Source organism: Rhizobacter sp. P5_C2 (assembly GCF_054049715.1).
The window spans coordinates 45,313-67,918 of the sequence record NZ_JBFULV010000031.1 but is presented as its reverse complement, the minus strand read 5'-3'; the positions used below and the strand labels follow the sequence as shown (position 1 = coordinate 67,918).

The following is a 22,606-nucleotide window of genomic DNA, read 5'->3' as shown; positions in this document are numbered from 1 at the left end:
GCGTCCCGCGGGTGCGACTCGCGCACGAAGAAGCCGCGCTGCTTGCGGGCCTCGACCAGCCCCTGCGCCAGCAGCTGGTCGTAGGCCGCGACCACCGTGTAGGCGCTGACCCCATGCCGGCGCGCGCAGTCGCGCACCGACGGCAAGCGCGAGCCGGGCGCGAGCAGCCGCTGTCGGATGCGCTCGGCGAAGCGGCCGGACAGCTGCTCGGTCAGCGTGGCGTCGGCATGGCGGGACAGCGGATCGAGGGGGGCGAGGTGGTTCATGTGCTGGCGAAGTGACCAATACAGTGCGCGGCCGGGGACCGGTGAGTGTACCGGCACTGTGTTGGTCCCCGCGTCTAGACTGGCGCATGGACAAGGAACGCAAGGGGTTGTGGCTGGGCTTTCTCGGGGTCGTGATCTTCGCGATGACGACGCCGATGACGCGTCTGGCCGTCGGCCCGGCGGCCGACCCGCAGCTGTCGCCGCTGTTCGTCGTGGCCGGGCGCGCCGCGTTCGCCGGCGTGCTGAGCCTGGTCTACCTGGTGCTCACCCGGGCGCCGCGGCCGCGCGGGGCGCAGTGGTCGGCGCTGGCCGTCAGCGCCGCCGGCACGGTGGTCGGCTTCCCGCTGTTCCTCGGGCTCGGGCTGCGCGAGGTCGATGCGATGCATGCGGCGGTGATCACCGGCGTGCTGCCGCTGGGCACCGCGATCGCCGCGGCTGTCTTCTTCCGCCAGCGGCCGTCGTTCGGCTTCTGGGCCTGCGCGGCGGTCGGCTGTGCGCTGGTGCTGGCGTTCGCGGTCCAGTCCGGCGGTGGCCTGCAATGGGCCGACGGCGTGCTGCTGTTGGCGGTGGTGAGCGGCTCGATCGGCTACGTCGCCGGCGCCCACCTGTCGCGGCAACTGCAGGCCGAGCACGTGATCTGCTGGGTGCTGGCGATCAGCATGCCGTTCACGCTGCCGCTGATGGCCTGGACCTGGCCGGAGCAGCCGGTGCACACCGGCGCCTGGATCGGCTTCGGCTACGTCACGCTGTTCTCGATGTGGCTCGGCTTCTTCGCGTGGTACCGCGGCCTCGCGCTCGGCGGTACGCTGCGTGTGAGCCAGGTGCAGCTGGTGCAGCCCTTCCTGACCTTGCTGTTCGCGGTGCCGGTGCTCGGCGAGCGGCTGTCGGCCAGCACGGTGCTGTTCTCGCTGGCGGTGATCGCCACGGTGTTCGTCGGGCGCAAGATGCCGACGCACGCCGCTTCCCCGTCCTCCTTTCCCGTCCTCCCCGTCACGTCACCAAGGAAATCCGCATGACCTCGCGCACCCCCTGGCAGCTCGCGCAGCGCGCTCACCGCATGAACCCGTCGATCATTCGCGAGATCCTGAAGGTGACCGAACAGCCCGGCATCATTTCGCTCGCCGGCGGCCTGCCGTCGCCCGACAGCTTCCCGATCGACGCGATGCGCGAGGCCACCACCCGCGTGCTGCGCGACAGCCCGCGCGAGGCGCTGCAGTACGCGTCGAGCGAAGGCCTGCCGGCGCTGCGCGAGTGGGTCGCCGCGATGCTGCGCGGCCATGGCCAGCAGGTCGACGCGGCGCAGGTGCTGATCACCACCGGCTCGCAGCAGGGCCTCGACCTGGTCGGCAAGGTGCTCGTCGACCCGGGCAGCCGCGTGGCCGTCGAATCGCCGACCTACCTCGGCGCGCTGCAGGCGTTCGCGCCGTACGAGCCGGTCTTCACGGCGGTCGACTGCGATGACGACGGCCCGCTGCCCGATGCATTGCACGCCGCCGAGGGCGCGCGCTTCCTGTACCTGCTGCCGAACTTCCAGAACCCGAGCGGCCGCTGCATGAGCGAGGCACGGCGTGCCGCGGTCGTCGCGCGGGCCCAGGCATTGAACCTGCCGCTGGTCGAGGACAACCCGTACGGCGACCTGTGGTTCGACGCCCCGCCGCCGCCGCCGCTGGCCGCGCGCTGGCCCGACGGCACGGTCTACCTGGGCTCGTTCTCGAAGGTGCTGGCGCCGGGCCTGCGCCTGGGCTACGTGGTGGCGCCGGCACCGCTGGTGCCGAAGCTGCTGCAGGCCAAGCAGGCCGCCGACCTGCACACGCCGGGCTTCAACCAGCGCGTGGTGCACGAGGTGATCCGCGACGGCTTCCTCGACACGCACGTGCCGACCATCCGCGCGCGCTACAAGGCGCAGCGCGATGCGATGCGCGCCGCGCTCGAGGCCCACATGCCGGCCGGCTGCCACTGGACGGTGCCGACCGGCGGCATGTTCTTCTGGGTCGAGCTGCCGGCCGGCATCGATGCGATCGCGCTGCTGCCGAAGGCAGTCGCCAAAGGCGTGGCCTTCGTGCCGGGCTCGGCGTTCTTCGCCGAACACGCGCGGGCCAACACGATGCGGCTGTCGTTCGTCACCGTGTCGCCCGAGCAGATCGAACGCGGCATCCGTGCGCTGGCCGAGGCGCTGAAGGAGGCGGCATGACGCGTTTCGCATTCGCTCAAGTCGATGTGTTCACCGAGGTCGCGTTGAAGGGCAACCCGCTCGCGGTCGTGCATGGCGCCGATGCGCTCGACGACGCGCAGATGCAGGCCTTCGCGCGCTGGACCAACCTGTCGGAGACGACCTTCCTGCTGCAGCCAGGCGACCCGCTGGCCGACTACCGGGTGCGCATCTTCACGCCGGGCGGCGAGCTGCCGTTCGCCGGTCACCCGACGCTCGGCAGCTGCCACGCCTGGCTCGAGGCCGGCGGCGTGCCGAAGACGCCCGGCGCGGTCGTGCAGCAGTGCGGCGTCGGCCGGGTCGACATCCGGCTCGATGGCGAACGCGCGGCCTTCGCGGCGCCGCCGCTGCGCAAGGAGCCGGTCGCCGAGAGCGAGCTGGCGCCGGTGCTCGCCGCGCTCGGCCTGCCCCGCGAGCAGGTGCTGCAGGCGCAATGGCTCGACAACGGCCCGCGCTGGCTCGGCCTGCTGCTCGACCGGGCCGCGACCGTGCTGGCGCTGGAGCCGGACCATGCGGCGCTGAAGGCGCTGGCCAAGGTCGGCGTGATCGGGCCGCACGAAGCGGGCGCCCCGTGCCAGTTCGAGGTGCGCGGGTTCGCCGCGCCGATCGGCATCCCGGAAGACCCGGTCACCGGCAGCCTGAACGCGAGCCTCGCGCAGTGGCTGATCGGCACCGGGCTCGCGCCGACGCAGTACGTCGCCGCGCAAGGCACGCGGCTCGACCGGGCCGGGCGCGTGCACATCGCGCAGGTCGACGGTCGGGTGTGGGTCGGCGGACACAGCGTCAGCTGCATCCGCGGCGAGCTGGCGCTCTGAGCGCTCCTCTGAAGGAACTCAGGCGCGGCGCCAGCGCCATGCCTGCCGGATCGCCTGCCAGGCCGCTGCGCGCGAAGGATCTTGCGCATTCACCAGCGCCCTGTAACGACGCCAGACGACAAACAGCGAGGCGGCGATGAAGGCCAGCAGCGTCGTCGCCAGCACGATCACGGCGCGTGCCGGCTTCGATTTGCGGTCTGGTTTTTGGGCGATGTCCACCTGCTGCAAGGACGGACCTTCCTTCGCTTCATCCAGCTTCGCGATCTCGAACTGCCGCAGCATGCTCTCGAGCAAGGTTTCCTGGAACTTCACCTCGCGCCGGGCGCGGATGTAGTCGACCGCGGCGGCCGGCAGCTTGCCGACCGGGATGTCGATGCTGCCGGGTGTGGTGGCGCCCGACGATGCCGATTCCATGCGCGACAGTTCGGCACGCAGACCGGCCAGCTCGGAGTTCAGGCGCTGCACGTCGGGGTTCTCGGACGTCGCGCCGGTGCGCATCACGCGCAAGCGAACCTCGCGCTCGGCGATCTGGGCCTTCAACTGGGCGACGCCGGCGATGATGGCCTCGGCCTGCTTGTCCAGCACGACCATCCCCGACTTTTCTTGCACGGCGCGCAGCGATTGCTCGGCCTGGATCAGGTTCTCCTTCGTGTCCTTCAGCTGCTGCTCGAAGAACACACGGCGCTGCTGCGCCTCGGACACGGCGAGGCGGCCGAGCAGCCTGGTCACTTCGGCGGCATGCGCGTTGGCCAGGTCGGCAGAGAACTGCGGCTCCTTGTCGTCGACCTCCACCGTCAGCACGCCGGACTTCTTGTCAGAGGCGACGCGGATGTTGGCCGCCATTTCCTTGCGCAGGCTTTCGTAGGATTTGGCTTCGTAGCGCTGCATCAGGTTGAAACGGCTGGCCAGCGCCCGCTGGACGCTGTCGCTCTTCAGCAGGCTCACGTACAGCTCGTCGGGGGTCTTCGCGCTGATGCCGCCGGCCAGTCCGCCCAGCGAACCCAACGCGGCCAGGGCCGCTGCCGAGCTGCTCTGCTGCTGCGAACCGGGCGCCAGCAGCGTGGTGCGCGCGGTGTAGATGTTCTGCATCAGCAGGGCCGCGGCGACCGCGCCCATTGCAGCGACCGCGGTCACGCCGGCCACCCAGCGCTTGCCGTCGCCGAGCCACACCAGCAGGTCCATCAGGCCGATCGACGGCCCGTCGTCCTGCGGCTCGTCGAGGGTGGGAGAAAGAACCTCGGGGTTGTCGATGGCGTTCATTCGCTCAGTCTCCGCGCAGCGTCTTGATGGCCGCCGCACCCAGGCCGAACTGGTAGAAGATCTGCGAGAAGTCCTTCAGGTTGCGGATGGTGGCCCGGCCCCAGCTTTCGTAATCGAGCTGGTTCGGCACCACCACCGCGTCGCCCGGCTGCAGCGGCTGCGACTCGAGGCTGCCGAACCAGCCGCGGCGTTCGTTCGCATGGCTGACGGTGCCGTCGGCGCGCAGCACGAACATGTTGGACGGCTCGGCGGCTTCGTCGAGGCCGGCCAGCTTGACGTAGTCGCCGACGGTGCGGTTCGGCTTCCACAGGAAGGCGTTGTTGTTGACGACCGCGCCGGCCACCGTCACGAAGCCGGGTCGGCTGGGCACCACGATGCGGTCGGCGTTCTCGAGCGGCACGTCCGGCAACTGGCTCACCGAGGTGGTCTCGGGCGTGAGTTCGAGCGCCACGCGGCCGTTCGGCTGCACGCGGCTGAGGCGTGTCATCTGGGCTTGCGTCGCGGCGGAGCTGATCGCCGCGCCGCCGGCCTGCTCGTCGCGCCGGTTGGCCGCTTCGCGAGCCGCCTGCTGCGCCGACAACACTTCCAGGCGGGCGATCGCCGACTGCAGGTTCTCGCGCTGGCGCTTGCGGGTTTCCTCCCGGCTGAACTCCAGGCCGTACACATACGCCTGCTGCGTGAAACCGCCGGCCCGCGTGAGCAGCTGAGCCAGCGTCTCGCCAGGCAGCAACTGGTACACGCCGGGCGCGCCGACCTCGCCTTCCACCGAGACCAGCCGCGTCTGCCGGGCCACCGGCACGCGGATGTCCTTCTGGCTGTAGATGGTGACGACGTCGCCGGCCTTCAGCTCGATGTTGTTGTCGGCGTCGCCCTGCAGCACCGCCTTGCCGAGGTTGAACGGGATCACCTGCGTGCTCAGGTCTTTCTCGCTGAGCCGCTCGATGACCGCGTAGTCCCAGTTCAGCTCGTCGAACAAGGTGGCCGGCGTGCGCTTCGATTCGGCCGCGGCCAGGCGGTCCATGCGGCGGCGCGCGCGCTCGCCTTCGGTGAGGGGAAACCGGTTCGGGTCCCGCGCCGCGTAGGGGTCGGTGGCGGGCCCGTAGGCAGGCGTCGGCTCCGTGACGCCGTTCGGATCGACCGGCGCGCCTGCCGCGCCGGCGGCGCCGGTGCGGCCAGTTGTCGCGGCATTGGCCGCGCTGCGGGCCGATCGTTGCTGCGCCTCCTCGAGCAGCAGGTCGTCGTCGTCGGGGAGAACCTGCACCAGCAGGTTCTTGCGCCGATAGAAATCCGGCGAGACCAGCGCTTCCTTGTCCGGGATCAGGTCGCGGATGCGCATGCCCGGCGTGAAGGCATAGCGCAGCGGCTGGGCCACGTGGCCCTTCAGCGTCACGGCGTTCGAGAACTTCGGCGAGATCGTCAGCAGCGTCACGATGTCGCCATCGCGCAGCGGGTGCTGCAGGCCGGTGGCGTCGAGCTTGAAATCCTCGACATAGCGCGCGGCCGGGGACTGTGCCGGGTCGATGCGCTCGAGCTGCACGCGGTTCGGGTTGGTCAGCACCGGCGAGCCGCCGGCATAGCGCAGCAGCTCGGCGACGGGCTCCTGCGTGCCCTTCAGTTCGTAGATCGCCGCGTTGTCGAGCGCACCGCTCAGCGCGACACGCGGCCCGACCGGCTGGAACACCAGCACGTCGCCGGCGGCCAGCTGCAGGTCCTTGGATTTGTCGCCCCGCACGAGGAAATCGTAGATGTCGAGTTCGGACACCAGTTGGTTGTCGCGGCGCAGCTGCACTCGGCGCATCGAGCCGTTCGGGCCGGGGCCGCCGGCCGCCACCACCGCCGACAGCATCGTGGCCTGGCTGGGCACCGTGTAGACGCCCGGCAGGCGGGCCGGGCCGACGACGAACACTTTCAAGCCGCGCAGCTTGCCGAGCGACACGCTGAGGTTGAAGTTGCGGTACAGCCGGCCGATCTGCGCGCGCAGCTGGCCCTCGAGTTCGGAGGCCTTGATGCCCGAGACCGTGAAGCTGCCGATCTTCGGCAGGTTCAGCTGGCCGTTGCGGTCGACGGTGCTGCGATAGTCGACGTCGATCGAGCCCCAGGCCCGCACCAGCACTTCGTCGCCGGGGCCGACGGTGTAGTCCGCCGTGACGGGAACGTTGTCGACCGGCTGGGTGGCGCGCGAGGCCTCGGCAAAGAAGTTGCTGCCGAAGGGCTGCAGCTGGCGACCGGTCGCGGCCTCGACGAAGCGCTGAAACTCGCTCGGCTTCGGTGGCGGCAGGTTGCGCAGGCGGGCGGTGGCGTCGTCGTCGTCGCGTCGTGCCGGCTGCCCGGGTGTCGGGACGTTGCGCAGCGTGCTGCCGCTGGTCGGCGCGTAGCCGGTGCCGGCGGCGTTGGGAGCGCTGGCGGCCGTCGCGTAGGCCGGGGTGCTGAACGTGCCGCCGGGCGGCAGTTCGTCGGCAGCCGCCGCGAGCCCGGCATGCAACGGAAGCAGGACGGCGAGGACGCACGCGGCTCGTAAACAAGACACAGTCATTCGAAGCGGGCTCGTGAAGGCAACCCCGAATGGTAGCGGATGGCCTCCCGTGCCCGCCGGCCTCACGGCCGCCTGTTCATCACTCCTTGCGGTAGGTGTCGTGGCAGCCCTTGCACGCCTGGCCCACGGCGCCGGCCGCGGCCTTCAGCGTGTCGACGTTGCCGGTCTTCGCGGCGACGTTCAGCTTCTCCATCGCGTCCTGCATCTTCGATGCGGCGGCCTTGAACTTGTCCTGTTCGGTCCAGATCTCCGGCTTGGCCTTGGTGTCGCCCTTGTCTGTGCCGTCGATGAAGCCGGCGAACGGCAGCTTGGACATCATCGTCGCGATCTCGGCGTTGTCGGCGGCAACCTTGGCGTCGAACGGAACCCGCCCGTTGGCCATCGCGGCCACGCGGCCGAAGTGGCTCGCCATCACGGTGAAGGCGGCCTTGCGGTACTTGACCGCGTCTTCGGGTTTGGCGAACTGGGCGGCTGCCGGCAGCGCGGCGGCGAGGCCGACGACGGCGGCGGCAACGAGGATCGAACGATTCATGCGGGATCTCCTGGCGTGAAGCTTGGGGGGTTGCTTGTCGTCGAACGCCGCGTGCGAGCGGCATCCGCAGGCCAGTGTACGCAGCAGGGCCGCATTCCATTCCCGGCGCTTGACGCGTTGCGCCACCGCACCGAACATCATCGCCACACCTACACAAAAGGGAGCACACGATGACCGAGCGCATCCGCATGCGGTATTCGGTGGCGTTGCAGGGGTTCAGCGATTTCGAGCGCGAGGGCGTGCATTCGTTCTTGCGCCTGGCCGAGCAGCGCGCACCGGCCTACGAGCGTGCCGCCGACCTCGCCGAGGCCGATTTCGTGATCGCCGATGCCGACCAGCCGGCCGCGATCGCCGCGGTGACCGCCGCCGGGCGGCTGGCCGACACCGTCTTCATCGGCACCCGGGCACCGGCCGGCGCGGCGGCCCACCTGCCGCGCCCGATCGAGCCGACCCGCATCGTGCGCGAGCTCGACCTGCTGCTCGAACAGCGGCTCGCGCTGCTCGACGAGCCGCCGCAGGCCGATTGGGTCGCCTCCGGCCCCGGCCTGTTCGACGAGGCCGCCTCCGCCGGCAGCGGCCGCGTCGTGAAGGACGTGCTGGTCGTCGACGACAGCCGCATCGCGCTCAAGTTCCTGCAGGTGCGGCTGATGCGCCTCGGCTACCGCGTGCACCTGGCGCGCAACAGCACGCAGGCCCTCGACCGGATGACCTTGCACAGCTTCGCGCTGGCCTTCATCGACATCGCGCTCGGGGCGGACAGCCCGATGGACGGCCTGCAGCTGTGCCAGTTCATGAAGCAGACCGCCCGCCAGTCGGCCGGCGGGCCGCGCATCGTGCTGATCACCGGGCAGGCGGCTCCCGCCGAACGGGTGCGCACTTCGCTGGCCGGCAGCGATGCCTACCTGGCCAAGCCGCTGATGGACCCCGAGTTCCTGCAGACGCTGCGCCAGCTCGATCCCGACTTCGTCGCGCCCTGACACGACCCGAAGGCGCGGGCGGTCCAGGGGGATTCGATCGCGTCCATTTGAGAATCATTCTCATCTGAGATAGCATCGCTCCATTGCCACTGTCGAGGGAGCGTCGCATGGACCTGCTCGTCGAAGAACACCAGATGCCGGGTGTCGAGGCCGTGCTCGCGGGCACCCTTGCGTTGATGACCGGCTACAGCCAGTACCTGCAGGCCGCCAGCGACCCGGCGCACCGGGCGGGGATGGGCGAGAAGATCGCGCACAACCTCGCGATGCTGGCCGCGCACCCGCAGCTGTCGGGCGATTGCCGCTGCGTGTTGTGGCACCTGCACGAGCGCTGGGCGGTGATGGCCGGCTGCACCCGCGATGCCGGCGCCGCCTGCCACGCACCGCAATCGCCGGCCGAGGTCTTCAGCCTGCCGGGCACGCGCACGCTGCAGTAGCGATCAGCCGGCCTTCTCGAAGGCCGACAGCAGCGCGGCGCCGAGGATCAGCGCGCCGCCCATCAGCACCGTCGGCGTCAGCGTGCCGGCACCGAGCGCGATGGCCGACAGCGTCGCGAACACCACCTCGCACAGCATCACGACCGACGTGACGTTGGCCGGCAGCCGTGACGCGCCGTACTGCAGCGCGAGGTTGCTGACCAGGAACGCGAGGCTCAGCGCGCCGATCGCCAGCAGCCAGCCGGTGTGCGGCGCCGGCAGCCAGGGCACCAGCGCCTGCACCGCCAGCGTGGTCGCGAGCGTGCCGGCCACCAGCACGCCGCCGCAGAACATCGCCAGCGCCCGCGCCTCTTCCGGCCGGTGCGCCTGGTGGCGCAGCATCACGTTGTTGAGCGCGAACGAGAAGCCACCGAGCACCGCCAGCCAATCGGGCAGCGATTGCGGCAACGGCAGCGCGACGCCCGCGCCGGCCGGCTTCAGCACGATGAACGCGCCGGCCAGCGCCAGCGCGACGCGCAGCGCGGCGGTCGGCGTGAAGGCTTCCTTCAGCACCAGCCGCGACAGCAGCACCGCCCACAGCGGCATCAGGTAGAACAGCAAGATCACGCGCACCACGTCGCCGATCACCATCGCCCAGTTGAAGGCCGCGTTGGTGGTGCCCGACGCGAGCACCAGCAGCCACAGGCTGGGCGTGCGCAGCAGCGTGCCGAGGGCCTGGCGGCGCGTCGCGAGGATCAGCAGCACCGCGATGCCGTACACCAGCACGGTGGCCCACAGCGGGTGCAGGCCGAGCGCCTGCAGCTCGCGGAACGGCCACCACGAGACGCCCCACACCAGCGCGTTGAAGGCGAGGGCGAGCGCGGGAAGGGGTCCGGCAGAGTTGCGCGCGTCGCGGCCGGCGGCGGCGGGCGTCACATCAGTGTTTGTCGCTGCGGGCCAGGGCGAGCAGGTGATCGACCTCGTCGCGGTACACGATCAGGTTGCGCGCATGCCAGCGGCGGATCAGCCACATCGTGCCGGCGACGACCAGGCCGAACACCGTGATCGACGCGAACGCCGACATGCCGAACTTCGTCATGCCGGTGTAGAACGCGCCGAGCCCGAGGATGCAGGCCTGCTCGTTGAAGTTCTGCACCGCGATCGAGCGGCCGGCGCCCATCAGGTTGTGCCCGCGGTGCTGCAGCAGCGCGTTCATCGGCACCACCAGGTAGCCGCCGATCGCGCCCAGGATCACGAGGAAGGGCGCGGCCACCCAGACGTTGTGGAGGAAGTTCAGGCCGATCACCAGCACGCCCATCACGATGCCGAGCGGGATCACGTTGGTCGCCTGGTCGAGCCGCACCCGCATCGAAGCCGCGATCGCGCCGACCGCGGTGCCGAGCGCGACCACGCCGGCCAGCGTCGACGCCTGGGTGGTCGTGTAGCCCAGTGCAGCCGCGGCCCACGCGAAGACGATCACGCGCAGGTTGCCCGACACGCCCCAGAACAGCGTGGTCGTCGACAGCGAGATCTGCCCGAGCTTGTCGCTCCACAGGCGGGCGTTGCAGCTGGAGAAATCGCGCACCAGCTCGACGACGCTGTGCGAGAGCGGCTGCAGCGGTGCCTCGGTGCGCGGAATGCGCAGGTTGAACAGCGCCGCGATCACGTACAGGAACACGATCAGCGAGATCGCGGCCTCAGGCGGCGTGTTGACGCCGGTGTCGATCAACGGCATGTCGAAGGCGAGCAGGTGCGCCGACATCGTGTGGCCGACGAGCTGGCCGCCGAGCAGCAGGCCCAGGATGATCGACAGGATGGTCAGCCCCTCGATCCAGCCGTTGGCCTTCACCAGCTGCGAGTTCGGCAGCAGCTCGGTCAGGATGCCGTACTTGGCCGGCGAGTAGGCCGCGGCACCCAGGCCGACGATGGCGTACGAGACCAGCGGGTGGCTGCCGAACAGCATCATCAGGCAGCCGATCACCTTGATCGCGTTCGACGCGAACATCACCCGCCCTTTCGGCACGGCGTCGGCGAACGCGCCGAGGAACGGGGCGAGGATCACATAGAACAGCGCGAAGATCGGACTCAGCGCGGGGACCTGCCAGGTCGGCGCGTGAGAGGTCTTCAGCAGTTCGATGGCGCTCACCAGCAACGCGTTGTCAGCCAGCGAGCTGAAGAACTGCGCCGACATGATGGTGTAGAAACCTTTTTTCATTCGCTGAGAGCGTGCTGCCTGTCGCATGCCGGGTGGGCCCGGTCATCAATCGATGCAGCGCTCGTGGCGGCCGCTGCTGGTTCCCCGCGGCGGCGGTTATAGCACGCAGGTGCCGGCGACCCCACGGCAAAGCCCGCGACGGCGCGCCTTGCGCTGGCAGAATCCACGCCATGCCGCGTCCGATCGAAGCGCTGATCCACAGCGATGCCCTGAGCCACAACCTGCAGCGCGCCCGCGCCTGCGCACCCGATGCCCGGGTGTGGGCGATCGTCAAGGCGAACGCCTACGGGCACGGCATCGAGCGGGTGTACGGCGCGCTGCAGGCGGCCGACGGCTTCGCGCTGCTCGACCTGGCGGAAGCCGAGCGGGTGCGCGCGATGGGCTGGCGCGGGCCGATCCTGCTGCTCGAAGGCTGCTTCGAATCGCGCGACCTCGAACTGTGCTCGCGCCTGAACCTGTGGCACACGGTGCACCACGAGGCGCAGATCGACTGGCTCGCGATGCACAAGACGACCTGGCCGCACCACGTGTTCCTGAAGATGAACACCGGCATGAACCGGCTCGGCTTCACGCCGGCCGCGTTCCGCACCGCCTGGCTGCGGCTGACGAACCTGCCGCAGGTCGACCAGATCACGCTGATGACGCATTTCTCCGATGCCGACGGGCCGCGCGGCATCGCGGCGCAGGTGGCGGTGTTCAACGCCGCCACGGCCGACCTGGATGGCGAGCGCTCGCTGAGCAACAGCGCGGCGACACTGCGCTACGCGGCGGCGCAGCCCGGCGTGCGGGCCGACTGGGTGCGCCCCGGCATCATGGTCTACGGCTCGTCGCCCGACCACCCCGACGCGACGATCGCCGACTGGGACCTGCGCCCGGCGATGACGCTGCGCTCGCAGCTGATCGGCGTGCAGGTGCTGAAGCCCGGCGACACCGTCGGCTACGGCAGCGCGTTCACCGCCGAACGCGAGCTGCGCATCGGCGTGGTGGCCTGCGGCTATGCCGACGGCTACCCGCGCGTTGCGCCGGCCGGCACGCCGGTGCTGGTCGACGGCGTGCGCTGCGCGCTGGTCGGCCGGGTGTCGATGGACATGCTGACGGTCGACCTGACGCCGGTGCCGCAAGCCGGACTCGGCAGCGAGGTCACGTTGTGGGGCCGGGGCCCGAACGGCAGCGTGCTGCCGATCGACGAGGTGGCGCGGCCGGCCGGCACGATCGGCTACGAGCTGATGTGCGCGCTCGCGCCGCGCGTGCCGACGCACGCCGTGCCGTGATCCCCCAGGTCGATCCTGCCGAGGTCGAGTTCAGCGCGATCCGGGCGCAGGGGGCCGGCGGGCAGAACGTCAACAAGGTCTCGAGCGCGATTCACCTGCGCTTCGACATCCGTGCGTCGTCGCTGCCCGAGCCGCTGAAGGAGCGGCTGCTGGCGCTGTCCGACCAGCGCATCACCGGCGAAGGCGTCGTCGTGATCAAGGCGCAGACCTCGCGCAGCCAGGACATGAACCGCCAGGACGCGCTGCAGCGCCTGCAGCAGCTGGTCGACAGCGTGGCCGTGGTGGCGCCGCCGCGGCGTGCGACCAAGCCGACGCGCGGGTCGCAGAAGCGGCGGCTCGAGGGAAAGTCGCAGCGCGGCGACTTGAAGGCCACGCGCGGCAAGGTCAAGGATTCGTAGGTTCTATGTCGCGGGTCAAGCCTTTCCGACGAGTTGAGGGTTGAAGGGCTGTTGGGAGCGCCAGACGGAGAAGGCGATGCGCAAGAGCTTGCGAGCGATGACGCAATAGGCCTGGATCTTGGAGAAGCCGCGAGCGAGGAGCTTGTCGCGGATGGCCTTGAAGACGGGGGATCGGCAGGCGGTCATGGCGGCGCAGTAGATGAGGCGGCGCTCCTCGGCGTTGCCCTGCTTGGACAGCTTGCGCAAGCCTTTGTAGGAGCCGGAGTCGCGAGGCCTGGGGTCCATGCCGAAGGCGGCGACGACGGCGTCGCTGGTGGCGTAGGGGGCGCGGCTGAGGCGAGCGGCGACGGCCGCACTGACCAGGGGGCCGAAGCCGTTGATCGAACGCAGCCGGGTGCGCTGAGCCTGCAGCTGGAGTTCGCCGTCGAAGCTGAGGTTGATGAGCGCGTCGATGCGGGCCTGCAGGGCGTTGAAGGCGGCGAAGAGCTGACGGGCCTGGGTCTCGCAGCCGGGCAGATCGACCAGGCTCATGCGCAGGCTGGCGCGCTGCTTGGGGTGATCTGGTGGCGGCGCTGGATGAGCCGGTGCAAGCGGTCGTGCAGGGCGCTGGGCGTGGTGTAAGGGTGGCAGCGATGGGCCTCGTTGAGGACGTAGCGCGCAATGCCGCGCGCGTCCTGGGGATCGGTCTTGCCACGCACGTTCTGGCTGCGCAGGTAGTTGGCGATGTGTGAGGGGTTGAAGACCCACACGGTGTGGCCACAGGCCACGGCCAGGTCGGCCAGCAGGCGGTGGCAGGAGCCGGTGGCCTCCATGCCGATGTGGCATCCCTCGGGCAACGACTTGAGCCAGCGGCTGATACCCGCCGGGGTATTGGGGATGGAGACGACGGGCTTGCCGGGCTCGGCCGAGACGATCACCAGCAGCTTTTTGCTGACGTCTGCGCCGATGGCCTTGGCGGGGTCGAAGTTGCGGTCTTGCATGCTTGAGCCTCAATGCATGCAGCGGCTAGACTGGATCGGTCGGGGTGGGCGTTTGCGCTGGCGTTGGCTTGCATCTATGGGCCGTCAGCATCTCCCGGTCTCACGACCGGGACTGCTGCGGATGCGTTCCTAATCGACGCTCGAGCAAACGAAATGGGGAATTCACTACGGTGGTCTGTCCGCTGCTGACGGCAGATAGCCCGGATCGTCCCTCCATCCCGACACCCTCATCCGCTGCGTCTGGGGGTGCAGTCGGAACATACAAGCCCGGATGCCAATCCGGGTCGTTCTCACGACATGCGTTCGCCAGGCGCGTGCTCCTCGCGCAGCAGCTTCGAGATGCCTTCGTCCATCTGCCCCACGGTCGGTGGCGCGGCGTGAGGGGACTTCAGGATGCCACGCACGTTGCGTGCGTCTGGCTTGACCGCCCGCGCCGTGATCGTGTTGTCCGGCAGCAGCTGAAAGTCCAGCGTTGAACCCGCATCGAGCCCGAGCCGGTCACGGATTTCCTTCGGGACCGTGATCCGTCCCTTGCTTGTCAGTTTGGCGTACATCGGAACGATCCTTGGATCCTATGGCGGTAAGGAGAGCACCCCGGATTGGCATCCGGGCTACGAGCGCCGCGTCTTGTAGATCCCGCAGCCCAGCACCAGGTCTTGCGCCACCGGCACGATGTACGAGGTCTTCGGCAGCACCTGCCCGTTGGCCGGGTTCAGGAAGTCGTAGTCGACCCAGCCACCGCCGGCCGCGGCAGCGGCCCACACGTCGTGCGTCAGCTTCGTCACGTCGGTGCCGATGATCTGCTTCGCGCTCTTGCCGACGTTGGCCGGCTTGCCGCCGAACGCGTGGTAGACGAGCTGGCGGTCCCAGGCGAAGACATACATGTCGCGGTCGTTGAAGCCGTTGCCCGGTTCGGTGATGCCCGGCAGCGCCGCCGGCCCGCCGCGCTCGTTGTAATACGCGACCGCGCGCTGCACCAGCGCCTGCGCCTCGTCGGCCGTGCCCTGGCGCAGCCGGAAGCCGCCTGCGGCGGCCGACAGCTGCTGCGCTCGCTCGCCCAGCCCGGCACAGGCGCGCGAGGCCTGCTCGACCATCTGCGCGTTCTGCTGCGTCAGCGTGTCGAGCTGCGTCATCGCCTGCGACACCTGCGCGAGGCCGTCGCTCTGCTGGCCGACGGCCGAGGTGATGCGCCCCATCCGCCCGGCCAGCTCGGCGATGCCGTCGACGATCTGCGACAGCACGCCGCTCACCCGGTCGATGTGGCCGACGCCGCTGGCGGTCTCGGCGCCCGACTGCTCGATCAGCTGCTTGATCTCGCGCGCCGCCTCGCCGCTGCGTTGCGCGAGCGCGCGCACCTCGGCCGCGACGACCGCGAAGCCGCGCCCCTGCTCGCCGGCCCGCGCTGCCTCGACGGCGGCGTTGAGCGCGAGGATGTTGGTCTGGAACGCGATCGAATCGATCACGCCGATGATGTCGCCGACCTTCTCGGAGCCGGTCTTGATCGCGTGCATCGACTCGACCGCCTCGCGCATCGCGCCGCCACCCGAGCCGGCCAGCTCGTGCACGCGCGAGGCCAGCGCCTCGGCCTCGCGGGCGTCGCTCGCGTTCTGGCGCACCGTGGCATCGAGCTGCTGCACGCTGGCCGAGGTCTGCTCCAGGTTGGCCGACTGCTGCTCGGTGCGGCTCGACAGGTCGGCGGTGTCGGCCGTCAGTTCGGCGCTGGCCGCGGTGACCAGCAGCGTGCTGCTGCGGATGTCGGCCACCAGCCCGGAGAGCGTCTCGTTGACCGCATCGAGCGCGGCGCCGATGCGGGCAAATTCATCGTCGCCGCGGATCTCGACCCGGCGCGACAGGTCGCCCTGCTTCATGCGTGACACCGCGCCTTCGAGGGCGCCCAGCGCGCCGGCCATCTGCAGGTACAGCGCGAGCAGCAGGTAGGCCAGCAGCACCGCGACCGCGATCAACGCGAGGCTGCCCCAGTGCGTCCAGCCGTGCTGCTGCACCCAGGCGCCGAGCGCGGCCGCCCCCAGCAGCGCACAGCCGATGGCCAACAGCGAGAGCTTCGCGCCGAGCCCCAGCCTGCCGAATGCGGTGACTCCCGGGCCCATCGGCCCCCCACTGCGATGCACGTCCATCCGCCCCCCATTGGTGTTGCCACCCGGTCGGCCCGGGCGGTCGGGCGATCGTACAGGCGCTGCCGCGCCGCGTGCAAACCGCGCGGGTCAGGCGCGCTTGAAGAGTGCCAGGAATGCCGCAGCGGCGACGAACAGGCTGCCGAACAGGCGGTTCAGCGCGCGGATCTGCAGCGGCGACTTCAGCAAGCGCAGCAGCCGCGACGCGAGCGCGGTGTAGCCGGCCATCACGACCAGGTCGGTGAACATCAGCGTCGCGCCGATCACGCCGTACTGCGGGGCGAGCGGCTGCGCCAGGTCGAGGAACTGCGGCACCACGGCGAGCAGGAACACCGTGCCCTTCGGGTTGACCGCGTTGACCATCCAGCCGCGCAGCACCAGGGTGCGCCGCGTCACCTGGCCCTCCTCCGTGGCGACCACCACCGGGGTGAGCGGCGCGCGCCATTGCTTGATGCCCAGCCAGACCAGGTAGCCCACGCCGGCCCACTTGACGGCAGCGAAGGCGAGGCTCGAGGCGGCGATCAGCGCCCCCAGTCCCAGCCCGACGACGACCACCTGCGTCCAGATGCCCAGCACCAGGCCGAAGGTCATGAAATAGCCGCGCGCGAAGCCGTGGTTGACGCCCGCGCTCATGGCGGCGACCGCGCCGGCCCCGGGCGACAGGCTGATCGCCCAGGCGGCGGCGAAGAAACGAAGCCAGATGGCGAATTCCATGAGATGTCGATGAAGTGAACGATGAAGTGAAGAGAGGGCACCGCTCAGCCGAGCTGCTCCGCGATGATCTGCCCGAGCCGTTTCAAGCGTGTTTCGAGCAGCGGCGTCCACGGGTCGCCGTAGTGCAGCCGGATGAAGTGGTCGAAGCGCGCGCTGCAGGTGAACGTGGCGCCCGGCGCCATGCCGATCAACTCGGCGCACGCCCGCTCGAACACCTTGCGCGAATCCACCTGCGGCGGCAACTCGATCCACAGCGCCAGCCCGCCGCGCGGCCGGCTCAGGCGGCAGCCGGGCGGGAAGTATCGCGCGATCGCATCGGCCATCGCCTGCGCCTGGGCTTTCAGCGCCGCGCGCAGCCGGCGCATGTGGTGGTCGTAGCCGCCGTCGGCCAGGAATTCGGCGATCACCTCCTGCTGCAGCTGCACGCCCGGCGACGAGGTGCGGAACTTGATCGACTGGCATTCGCGCAGGTGCCGGCCCGGCGCCATCCAGCCGACGCGGTAGCCGGGCGCCACCGCCTTCGTGAAGGCCGAACACAGGATCACGTCGTCGTGCGCGTCGAAGCTCTTCAGCACCGGCGGGCGCTCGTCGCCGAAATGCAGCTCGCCGTAGATGTCGCTCTCGATCAGCGAGATGCCGCGCTCGGCGGCCAGCGCGACCAGGCGGCGCTTGTTCTCGATCGGCATCAGGCTGCCGACCGGGTTCTGGAAGTTCGGGATCACGACGCAGGCGCGCACCGCGCCGGGCGTGCGCGTGGCGAGGTCGAGCGCCTCGATCGACAGGCCGTCGCGCGGGTGCGACGGGATCTCCAGCGAGCGCATGCCCAGGGTCTCGATCACCTCCAGCAGCATGAAGTAGGTCGGCGATTCGAGCGCGATCGTGTCGCCGGCCTTCGCCACCGAGCGCAGCGCGAGGTGCATCGCCTCCATGCCGCCGTTGGTCAGCAGGATCTCGTCGGGGTGCAGTCGCACGCCGCTGTGGATCGCGCGGCGGGCGATCTCGCGGCGCAGTGCCGGGCTGCCGCCGCTCTCGATGCGCGATGCGTACTCGGGGTGGCGGCGGTTGATGCTGGCCGTCAGCTGGCGCAGCTTGGCCTCGGGCAGCAGGCTGCGGCCGGCCTGCACGCGGAACGACGGCATCGCGCCGGGCTCGTTCGCGACCAGCAGGAACTGGCGCGTCAGGCCGTCGGGCGTGACGAAATCGGCCTTGCTCATGCGCGCGTCGAGCTCGGGCTCGGGCAGCGGCTGCGGGCGCGGCGCGACGAAGTAGCCGGACTTGGGCCGGGCCTCGACCAGGCCGCGGTTCTCGAGCCAGCGGTAGGCCAGCGTCACGGTGGAGGCGCTGACCCCGTGCTGCTGGCACAGCTGCCGCACCGACGGCAGCCGGTCGCCGCCGCGCAGGCTGCCGCAGGCGATCGCCTTCTCCAGCCCGCCGGCCACCGCCTGGTACAGCGGGGACGGTTGCAACAACTGCAGCGGCGCGTCGACATCGAGCAAGGCCTCTTCCATGGGGAGCGATTGTCGCCGTGGCCTGCGCGGCAGCACAGGTACAGAACCGGGCAGTTGTCACCAGCACAGTCGACGCGGCGGGCATCTGTGCCGGTGCAGTTCATGCCGCTCTGGATGTGGTCGGCACCGGGGCTTGCCGGAACACTGGTGCCCTGAGGAACTCACGGCACGATCACCATGACGAAGACACTCCACACCCTGGACTTGCAACTCGCCGTCGGCGAACTGCGCCGCTGGCGTTCGGCCGGCCCGGTCGAGCTGCAGGTGCTGGCCGGCCGCGTGTGGGTCACGCAAAGCGGCGACGAGGACGATCACTTCCTGGCGGCCGGCGACACGCTGCCGCTGCGCCGCGGGGCGCTCGCATTGATCGAGGCGCAGTCCAGCGCGAGCCTGCGGCTGTTCACACCCGCGGCGGCCGTGCTGCCGTCGACACCGTGGTGGCGCCGCATCGCAGGCAACCGCCGGCCGGCCGCTACAGTCGCGGGGTGAGCAAACCCAAATCCGTCTACACCTGCAGCGAGTGCGGTGGCACCAGTCCCAAATGGCTGGGCAAGTGCCCGCAGTGCAATGCCTGGAACACGCTGGTCGAAGGCGTCGCCGAGGCGCCGACCAGGCACCGCTATCAATCGCTGGCCGGCGCGCAGCCGGTCGCCACGCTGTCCGAGATCGAGGCCTCGGACGTCGACCGCCAACCCACCGGCATCGATGAACTCGACCGCGTGCTCGGCGGCGGCATCGTCGCCGGCGGCGTCGTGCTGATCGGCGGCGACCCCGGCATCGGCAAGTCGACGCTGCTGCTGCAGGCGCTCGATGCGCTGTCGCGCAACATGCGCGCGCTGTACGTCACCGGCGAAGAATCCGGCGCGCAGGTCGCGCTGCGCTCGCGCCGGCTCGGGCTCGACGGCTCGCAGGTGCGGGTGGTCGCCGAGATCCAGCTCGAGAAGATCACCGCCACCATCGACGCCGAACAGCCGGCGATCTGCGTGATCGATTCGATCCAGACCGTCTACAGCGACCAGCTCACCTCCGCCCCCGGCTCGGTCGCCCAGGTGCGCGAATGCGCCGCGCAGCTGACCCGCGTGGCCAAGAGCAGCGGCACCACGATCATCCTGGTCGGCCACGTCACCAAGGAGGGCGCGCTGGCCGGCCCGCGCGTGCTGGAGCACATCGTCGACACGGTGCTGTATTTCGAGGGCGACACCCACAGCAGCTTCCGGCTGGTGCGCGCAATCAAGAACCGCTTCGGCGCGGTCAACGAGATCGGCGTCTTCGCGATGACCGAGAAGGGGCTGAAGGGCGTCGCGAACCCGAGCGCGATCTTCCTGTCGACGCACGGCGAGCCGGTCGCCGGCTCCTGCGTGCTGGTCACGCTGGAGGGCACGCGGCCGCTGCTGGTCGAGATCCAGGCGCTGGTCGACTCCGGCGGCCCGAGCCCGCGGCGCCTGAGCGTCGGCCTCGACCGCGACCGCCTCGCGATGATGCTGGCGGTGCTGCACCGCCATGCCGGCATCGCGTGCCTCGACCAGGACGTGTTCGTCAACGCCGTCGGCGGCGTGCGCATCAGCGAGCCGGCCGCCGATCTGGCGGTGATGCTCGCGATCCAGAGCAGCCTGCGCGGGCGGCCGCTGCCGCGCGGCTTCATCGCGTTCGGCGAGGTCGGTCTGGCCGGCGAAGTGCGGCCCGCGCCACGCGGCCAGGAACGCCTGAAAGAGGCCGCCAAGCTGGGTTTCAGCGTCGCCGTCGTGCCGAAGGCGAATGCGCCGAAGAAGGCCATCGAGGGGCTGACCATCCACCCGGTCGAGCGCATCGAGGAGGCGATCGACCTGCTGCGCACGCTGAGCTGAGCCGAGCTGACATCGCGCAAAGCGTCACACCGTGACACGCCAGGGGTGGGAGCGCCCCTGCGGTCGTGCGGCCAAACAAGAGCTATTATCATTTGCATCGGGCGGCTTTCGCCCTGCCGTGATTGCTCCCGCCCGTATGACCGCTCCCCGTCTTTCCGACCTGCCCGCCGGTGCCCGCGGCACCGTCATCGGCTTGCGCGCCGAGGGCTCGCCCGATCCGCAGATGCTGCACCGCCTGAGCGAGCTGGGTTTCCTGCCCGGCGAGCCGGTGCAGCTGCTGCGCCGCGGCCCGGGCGGGCGCGAGCCGCTCGCGGTGCAGATCGGCGAGACCTTCTTTGCGCTGCGCAAGATCGAGGCGCAGTGCGTCGAGGTCCAGCTCGAAGGGCTGCCGTCATGAGTACCGAAGCTCTCCAGGCCCTTCGGATTGCCCTGGTCGGCAACCCGAACTGCGGCAAGACGGCCCTCTTCAACCTGCTGACCGGCGCGCGCCAGAAGGTCGCGAACTACGCCGGCGTCACCGTCGAGCGCAAGGTCGGCAGCGCGACGCTGCGCAACGGCCGCACGGTGTCGGTGATCGACCTGCCCGGCGCCTACAGCCTGACGCCGGCCACGCCCGATGAAGAGATCACCCGCGAGATGGTGATGGGCCTGCGCGCCGGCGAGGCCGCGCCCGATGCGCTGGTCGCGGTGGTCGACGCCACCAACCTGCCGATGAATCTGCGCCTGGTGCTCGAGCTGCGCCGCCTTGGCCGGCCGATGATTGTGTCGCTGAACATGGCCGACGTCGCCCGCGCGCGCGGCCTGCAGATCGACGTCGCCAAGCTGTCGGCCGAGCTCGGCGTGCCGGTGGTCGAGACGGTCGCGGTGCAGAGCCGCGGGCACGAGGCGCTGCTGGCCCAGCTCGAGAAACAGGCCGAATGGCTGACGCCGCCGGCCGTCGCCGACACGCCGACGCTGCCCGAGCTGCAGCGCGAGGTGCGCCGCATCCTGGCGGTCGCGGTGCCCGGCGCGATGCAGTTCAAGCGCTTCAACCACCGCATCGACGCGGTCGTGATGCACCCGGTGTGGGGCCTGGTGCTGCTGGCGGGGCTGCTGTTCCTGATGTTCCAGGCGGTGTTCTCATGGGCCAACGTGCCGATGGACGCCATCAAGGACGGCATGGCCGCGGCCGGCGAGTTCCTGAACGCCCACATGGCCGAGGGTGCGCTGCGCAGCCTGCTGGTCGACGGCGTGATCGCCGGGGCCGGCAGCGTGCTGGTGTTCCTGCCGCAGATCCTGATCCTGTTCCTGTTCATCCTGGTGCTCGAGGATTCGGGCTACCTGCCGCGCGCCGCCTTCCTGCTCGACACCGTGATGGGCAAGGTCGGGCTGTCGGGCCGCGCCTTCATCCCGCTGCTGTCGAGCTTTGCCTGCGCGATCCCCGGCATCATGGCCACGCGCACCATCCCGAACTGGCGCGACCGGCTTGCCACCATCATGGTCGCGCCGCTGATGACCTGCTCGGCGCGGCTGCCGGTCTACGCGCTGCTGATCGGCGCCTTCGTGCCGAAGCGCAGCATCGGCTGGTTCAACCTGCAGGGCGTGACGCTGTTCGTGCTGTACGTGGCCGGCGTCGTGTCGGCGATGGCGGTGGCCTGGGTGCTGAAGCGCTCGTGGATGAAGAGCAGCTACCAGCCGCTGATGCTGGAGCTGCCGCCGTACCGTCTGCCGAACGTCCGCAACCTCGCGATCGGGCTGTGGGAGCGGGCGCGCATCTTCCTGCGCCGCGTCGGCGGGATCATCTTCGCGCTGACGGTGGTGCTGTGGTTCCTGTCCAGCTTCCCCGGGCCGCCGGATGGCGCCACCGGCCCGGCCATCCAGTACAGCCTGGCGGGCTACCTGGGCCGGGCGCTCGAAGTGATCTTCGCGCCGATCGGCTTCAACTGGCAGATCTCGATCGCGCTGGTGCCGGGGCTGGCCGCACGCGAAGTGGCGGTCGGCGCGCTCGGCACGGTGTACGCGATGTCGGCGGCCGGCGAGGTGGCCGATTCGCTCGCGCCGGTGATCGCGCAGAGCTGGTCGATCGCGACCGCCTACTCGCTGCTCGCCTGGTACGTGTTCGCGCCGCAGTGCATGTCGACGCTCGCGGTGGTGCGCCGCGAGACCAATTCGTGGCGCTACCCGCTGATCATGGCGGGCTACCTGTTCGCGCTCGCCTACATCGCATCCTTCATCACCTACCGCGTCACCCTCTGGCTCGGCGCTTGAACTGAGAGGTCCGCCATGCAAGACCTGATCGTCGGATTGATCGTCCTCGTCTGCTTCGGCTACGCGGTCAACGCGCTGATGCCGGCGGCGCTGCGCCGCACGGTGGCCGGGCGCCTCGCGCGCTGGCCGGCGTGGCCGGCACCGATCGCGCAACGGCTGCAGCGGGCCGCGCAGGTGCCGGTCGGCTGCGGCTGCGACGGCTGCGACGTGCCCGCGAAGGCCGCGGCGGCGGCACAGGCCGGCAAGGCGCAGGCGATCCGGATCCACCGCCGTTCCTGACCGGTTCCGTAGT

Annotated in this window: 24 protein-coding genes; 12 read left to right on the top strand and 12 right to left on the bottom strand. The window is 70.2% G+C overall.

Going from position 1 to position 22,606, the window contains the following annotated elements; translation table 11 throughout:
* A partial coding sequence (locus tag ACXJLU_RS13920) for a GntR family transcriptional regulator (RefSeq protein WP_457331791.1) occupies positions 1-266 on the bottom strand: 266 nt, incomplete at its 3' end.
* Between the two features lie 86 nt (positions 267-352).
* Between ACXJLU_RS13920 and ACXJLU_RS13915 the strand changes: the two genes are divergently transcribed.
* Genes ACXJLU_RS13915 through ACXJLU_RS13905 form a run of 3 tightly spaced genes read left to right on the top strand, consistent with a single transcriptional unit; the run spans position 353 to position 3,290 of the window.
* Positions 353-1,282, top strand: coding sequence for a DMT family transporter (locus ACXJLU_RS13915; protein WP_457331789.1), 930 nt, complete (start codon positions 353-355; stop codon positions 1,280-1,282).
* Entirely contained in the window at positions 1,279-2,457 is a 1,179-nt protein-coding gene (locus ACXJLU_RS13910; RefSeq protein ID WP_073468821.1) for an aminotransferase-like domain-containing protein, read from the top strand. The genes ACXJLU_RS13915 and ACXJLU_RS13910 overlap by 4 nt, the downstream gene beginning before the upstream one ends.
* Entirely contained in the window at positions 2,454-3,290 is an 837-nt protein-coding gene (locus tag ACXJLU_RS13905) for a PhzF family phenazine biosynthesis protein (protein ID WP_457331787.1), read from the top strand. The genes ACXJLU_RS13910 and ACXJLU_RS13905 overlap by 4 nt, the downstream gene beginning before the upstream one ends.
* 18 nt (positions 3,291-3,308) lie before the next feature.
* Here the strand turns inward: ACXJLU_RS13905 and ACXJLU_RS13900 are convergent, their stop codons facing one another.
* From ACXJLU_RS13900 to ACXJLU_RS13890, 3 genes are all read right to left on the bottom strand, one after another.
* Positions 3,309-4,550: a Wzz/FepE/Etk N-terminal domain-containing protein gene (locus ACXJLU_RS13900; RefSeq protein ID WP_457331786.1), complete on the bottom strand. Its 1,242-nt coding sequence runs from the start codon at positions 4,548-4,550 to the stop codon at positions 3,309-3,311.
* A 4-nt stretch (positions 4,551-4,554) separates the two neighbouring features.
* Positions 4,555-7,032, bottom strand: coding sequence for a polysaccharide biosynthesis/export family protein (locus ACXJLU_RS13895; RefSeq protein WP_457331784.1), 2,478 nt, complete (start codon positions 7,030-7,032; stop codon positions 4,555-4,557).
* Between the two features lie 130 nt (positions 7,033-7,162).
* Positions 7,163-7,615, bottom strand: coding sequence for a c-type cytochrome (locus ACXJLU_RS13890; RefSeq protein WP_457331782.1), 453 nt, complete (start codon positions 7,613-7,615; stop codon positions 7,163-7,165).
* 170 nt (positions 7,616-7,785) lie between these two features.
* Here ACXJLU_RS13890 and ACXJLU_RS13885 point away from each other — a divergent pair, with 170 nt between their 5' ends.
* Together ACXJLU_RS13885 and ACXJLU_RS13880 are read left to right on the top strand one after the other, a co-directional pair.
* Positions 7,786-8,592 (top strand): response regulator, encoded by an 807-nt coding sequence (locus ACXJLU_RS13885; protein WP_457331780.1) that lies wholly within the window; start codon positions 7,786-7,788, stop codon positions 8,590-8,592.
* 107 nt (positions 8,593-8,699) lie between these two features.
* Complete coding sequence (locus ACXJLU_RS13880) at positions 8,700-9,026, top strand: hypothetical protein (protein ID WP_073468816.1); 327 nt, start codon at positions 8,700-8,702, stop codon at positions 9,024-9,026.
* A gap of 3 nt (positions 9,027-9,029) precedes the next feature.
* On the opposite strand, the gene ACXJLU_RS13875 is transcribed toward ACXJLU_RS13880, so the two are convergent.
* Positions 9,030-9,941, bottom strand: a complete 912-nt coding sequence (locus tag ACXJLU_RS13875) for a DMT family transporter (protein ID WP_457331778.1) — start codon at positions 9,939-9,941, stop codon at positions 9,030-9,032.
* Position 9,942: 1 nt separating this feature from the next.
* Positions 9,943-11,220, bottom strand: a complete 1,278-nt coding sequence (lplT, locus tag ACXJLU_RS13870) for a lysophospholipid transporter LplT (protein WP_457331776.1) — start codon at positions 11,218-11,220, stop codon at positions 9,943-9,945.
* A gap of 170 nt (positions 11,221-11,390) precedes the next feature.
* Between lplT and alr the strand changes: the two genes are divergently transcribed.
* Together alr and arfB are read left to right on the top strand one after the other, a co-directional pair.
* Positions 11,391-12,491: an alanine racemase gene (alr, locus tag ACXJLU_RS13865; RefSeq protein WP_457331774.1), complete on the top strand. Its 1,101-nt coding sequence runs from the start codon at positions 11,391-11,393 to the stop codon at positions 12,489-12,491.
* Positions 12,488-12,889 carry an alternative ribosome rescue aminoacyl-tRNA hydrolase ArfB gene (gene arfB, locus ACXJLU_RS13860; RefSeq protein ID WP_457331772.1) on the top strand — a complete coding sequence of 134 codons (402 nt, stop codon included), beginning with the start codon at positions 12,488-12,490 and terminating at the stop codon, positions 12,887-12,889. Before alr ends, arfB begins: the two co-directional genes overlap by 4 nt.
* Before the next feature lie 15 nt (positions 12,890-12,904).
* On the opposite strand, the gene ACXJLU_RS13855 is transcribed toward arfB, so the two are convergent.
* The 6 genes from ACXJLU_RS13855 to ACXJLU_RS13830 all read right to left on the bottom strand — a co-directional run bounded on the left by ACXJLU_RS13855 (position 12,905) and on the right by ACXJLU_RS13830 (position 18,223).
* Positions 12,905-13,420 (bottom strand): transposase, encoded by a 516-nt coding sequence (locus ACXJLU_RS13855; RefSeq protein WP_457331770.1) that lies wholly within the window; start codon positions 13,418-13,420, stop codon positions 12,905-12,907.
* Positions 13,417-13,869, bottom strand: coding sequence for an IS110 family transposase (locus ACXJLU_RS13850; protein WP_457331768.1), 453 nt, complete (start codon positions 13,867-13,869; stop codon positions 13,417-13,419). Before ACXJLU_RS13850 ends, ACXJLU_RS13855 begins: the two co-directional genes overlap by 4 nt.
* A 290-nt stretch (positions 13,870-14,159) precedes the next feature.
* Positions 14,160-14,423 carry an AbrB/MazE/SpoVT family DNA-binding domain-containing protein gene (locus ACXJLU_RS13845; protein ID WP_457331766.1) on the bottom strand — a complete coding sequence of 88 codons (264 nt, stop codon included), beginning with the start codon at positions 14,421-14,423 and terminating at the stop codon, positions 14,160-14,162.
* A gap of 57 nt (positions 14,424-14,480) precedes the next feature.
* Positions 14,481-15,977, bottom strand: a complete 1,497-nt coding sequence (locus ACXJLU_RS13840) for a methyl-accepting chemotaxis protein (protein ID WP_457331764.1) — start codon at positions 15,975-15,977, stop codon at positions 14,481-14,483.
* Positions 15,978-16,091: 114 nt separating this feature from the next.
* Positions 16,092-16,715: a LysE family transporter gene (locus tag ACXJLU_RS13835; protein ID WP_073468809.1), complete on the bottom strand. Its 624-nt coding sequence runs from the start codon at positions 16,713-16,715 to the stop codon at positions 16,092-16,094.
* A gap of 44 nt (positions 16,716-16,759) precedes the next feature.
* On the bottom strand, positions 16,760-18,223 hold the full coding sequence (locus ACXJLU_RS13830) for an aminotransferase-like domain-containing protein (protein WP_457331762.1): 1,464 nt from the start codon (positions 18,221-18,223) through the stop codon (positions 16,760-16,762).
* Positions 18,224-18,400: 177 nt separating this feature from the next.
* Between ACXJLU_RS13830 and ACXJLU_RS13825 the strand changes: the two genes are divergently transcribed.
* The 5 genes from ACXJLU_RS13825 to ACXJLU_RS13805 all read left to right on the top strand — a co-directional run bounded on the left by ACXJLU_RS13825 (position 18,401) and on the right by ACXJLU_RS13805 (position 22,593).
* On the top strand, positions 18,401-18,712 hold the full coding sequence (locus ACXJLU_RS13825) for a DUF2917 domain-containing protein (RefSeq protein ID WP_457331760.1): 312 nt from the start codon (positions 18,401-18,403) through the stop codon (positions 18,710-18,712).
* Positions 18,709-20,067, top strand: coding sequence for a DNA repair protein RadA (gene radA, locus ACXJLU_RS13820; RefSeq protein WP_073468806.1), 1,359 nt, complete (start codon positions 18,709-18,711; stop codon positions 20,065-20,067). The genes ACXJLU_RS13825 and radA overlap by 4 nt, the downstream gene beginning before the upstream one ends.
* A 136-nt stretch (positions 20,068-20,203) precedes the next feature.
* Entirely contained in the window at positions 20,204-20,464 is a 261-nt protein-coding gene (locus ACXJLU_RS13815) for a FeoA family protein (RefSeq protein ID WP_073468805.1), read from the top strand.
* Complete coding sequence (gene feoB, locus ACXJLU_RS13810) at positions 20,461-22,314, top strand: ferrous iron transporter B (protein ID WP_457331758.1); 1,854 nt, start codon at positions 20,461-20,463, stop codon at positions 22,312-22,314. Before ACXJLU_RS13815 ends, feoB begins: the two co-directional genes overlap by 4 nt.
* 15 nt (positions 22,315-22,329) lie before the next feature.
* Positions 22,330-22,593, top strand: a complete 264-nt coding sequence (locus ACXJLU_RS13805) for a DUF6587 family protein (RefSeq protein WP_457331756.1) — start codon at positions 22,330-22,332, stop codon at positions 22,591-22,593.
* Positions 22,594-22,606 lie beyond the last annotated feature (13 nt).

Excerpts from the sequence above, each read along its gene's own strand:
- ACXJLU_RS13915 (WP_457331789.1), top strand. The coding sequence starts at position 353 with ATGGACAAGGAACGCAAGGGGTTGTGGCTGGGCTTTCTCGGGGTCGTG.
- ACXJLU_RS13910 (WP_073468821.1), top strand. The coding sequence starts at position 1,279 with ATGACCTCGCGCACCCCCTGGCAGCTCGCGCAGCGCGCTCACCGCATG.
- ACXJLU_RS13905 (WP_457331787.1), top strand. The coding sequence starts at position 2,454 with ATGACGCGTTTCGCATTCGCTCAAGTCGATGTGTTCACCGAGGTCGCG.
- ACXJLU_RS13900 (WP_457331786.1), bottom strand. The coding sequence starts at position 4,550 with ATGAACGCCATCGACAACCCCGAGGTTCTTTCTCCCACCCTCGACGAG.
- ACXJLU_RS13890 (WP_457331782.1), bottom strand. The coding sequence starts at position 7,615 with ATGAATCGTTCGATCCTCGTTGCCGCCGCCGTCGTCGGCCTCGCCGCC.
- ACXJLU_RS13885 (WP_457331780.1), top strand. The coding sequence starts at position 7,786 with ATGACCGAGCGCATCCGCATGCGGTATTCGGTGGCGTTGCAGGGGTTC.
- ACXJLU_RS13880 (WP_073468816.1), top strand. The coding sequence starts at position 8,700 with ATGGACCTGCTCGTCGAAGAACACCAGATGCCGGGTGTCGAGGCCGTG.
- lplT (WP_457331776.1), bottom strand. The coding sequence starts at position 11,220 with ATGAAAAAAGGTTTCTACACCATCATGTCGGCGCAGTTCTTCAGCTCG.
- alr (WP_457331774.1), top strand. The coding sequence starts at position 11,391 with ATGCCGCGTCCGATCGAAGCGCTGATCCACAGCGATGCCCTGAGCCAC.
- ACXJLU_RS13855 (WP_457331770.1), bottom strand. The coding sequence starts at position 13,420 with ATGAGCCTGGTCGATCTGCCCGGCTGCGAGACCCAGGCCCGTCAGCTC.
- ACXJLU_RS13850 (WP_457331768.1), bottom strand. The coding sequence starts at position 13,869 with ATGCAAGACCGCAACTTCGACCCCGCCAAGGCCATCGGCGCAGACGTC.
- ACXJLU_RS13845 (WP_457331766.1), bottom strand. The coding sequence starts at position 14,423 with ATGTACGCCAAACTGACAAGCAAGGGACGGATCACGGTCCCGAAGGAA.
- ACXJLU_RS13840 (WP_457331764.1), bottom strand. The coding sequence starts at position 15,977 with ATGGGCCCGGGAGTCACCGCATTCGGCAGGCTGGGGCTCGGCGCGAAG.
- ACXJLU_RS13835 (WP_073468809.1), bottom strand. The coding sequence starts at position 16,715 with ATGGAATTCGCCATCTGGCTTCGTTTCTTCGCCGCCGCCTGGGCGATC.
- ACXJLU_RS13830 (WP_457331762.1), bottom strand. The coding sequence starts at position 18,223 with ATGGAAGAGGCCTTGCTCGATGTCGACGCGCCGCTGCAGTTGTTGCAA.
- ACXJLU_RS13825 (WP_457331760.1), top strand. The coding sequence starts at position 18,401 with ATGACGAAGACACTCCACACCCTGGACTTGCAACTCGCCGTCGGCGAA.
- ACXJLU_RS13815 (WP_073468805.1), top strand. The coding sequence starts at position 20,204 with ATGACCGCTCCCCGTCTTTCCGACCTGCCCGCCGGTGCCCGCGGCACC.
- feoB (WP_457331758.1), top strand. The coding sequence starts at position 20,461 with ATGAGTACCGAAGCTCTCCAGGCCCTTCGGATTGCCCTGGTCGGCAAC.
- ACXJLU_RS13805 (WP_457331756.1), top strand. The coding sequence starts at position 22,330 with ATGCAAGACCTGATCGTCGGATTGATCGTCCTCGTCTGCTTCGGCTAC.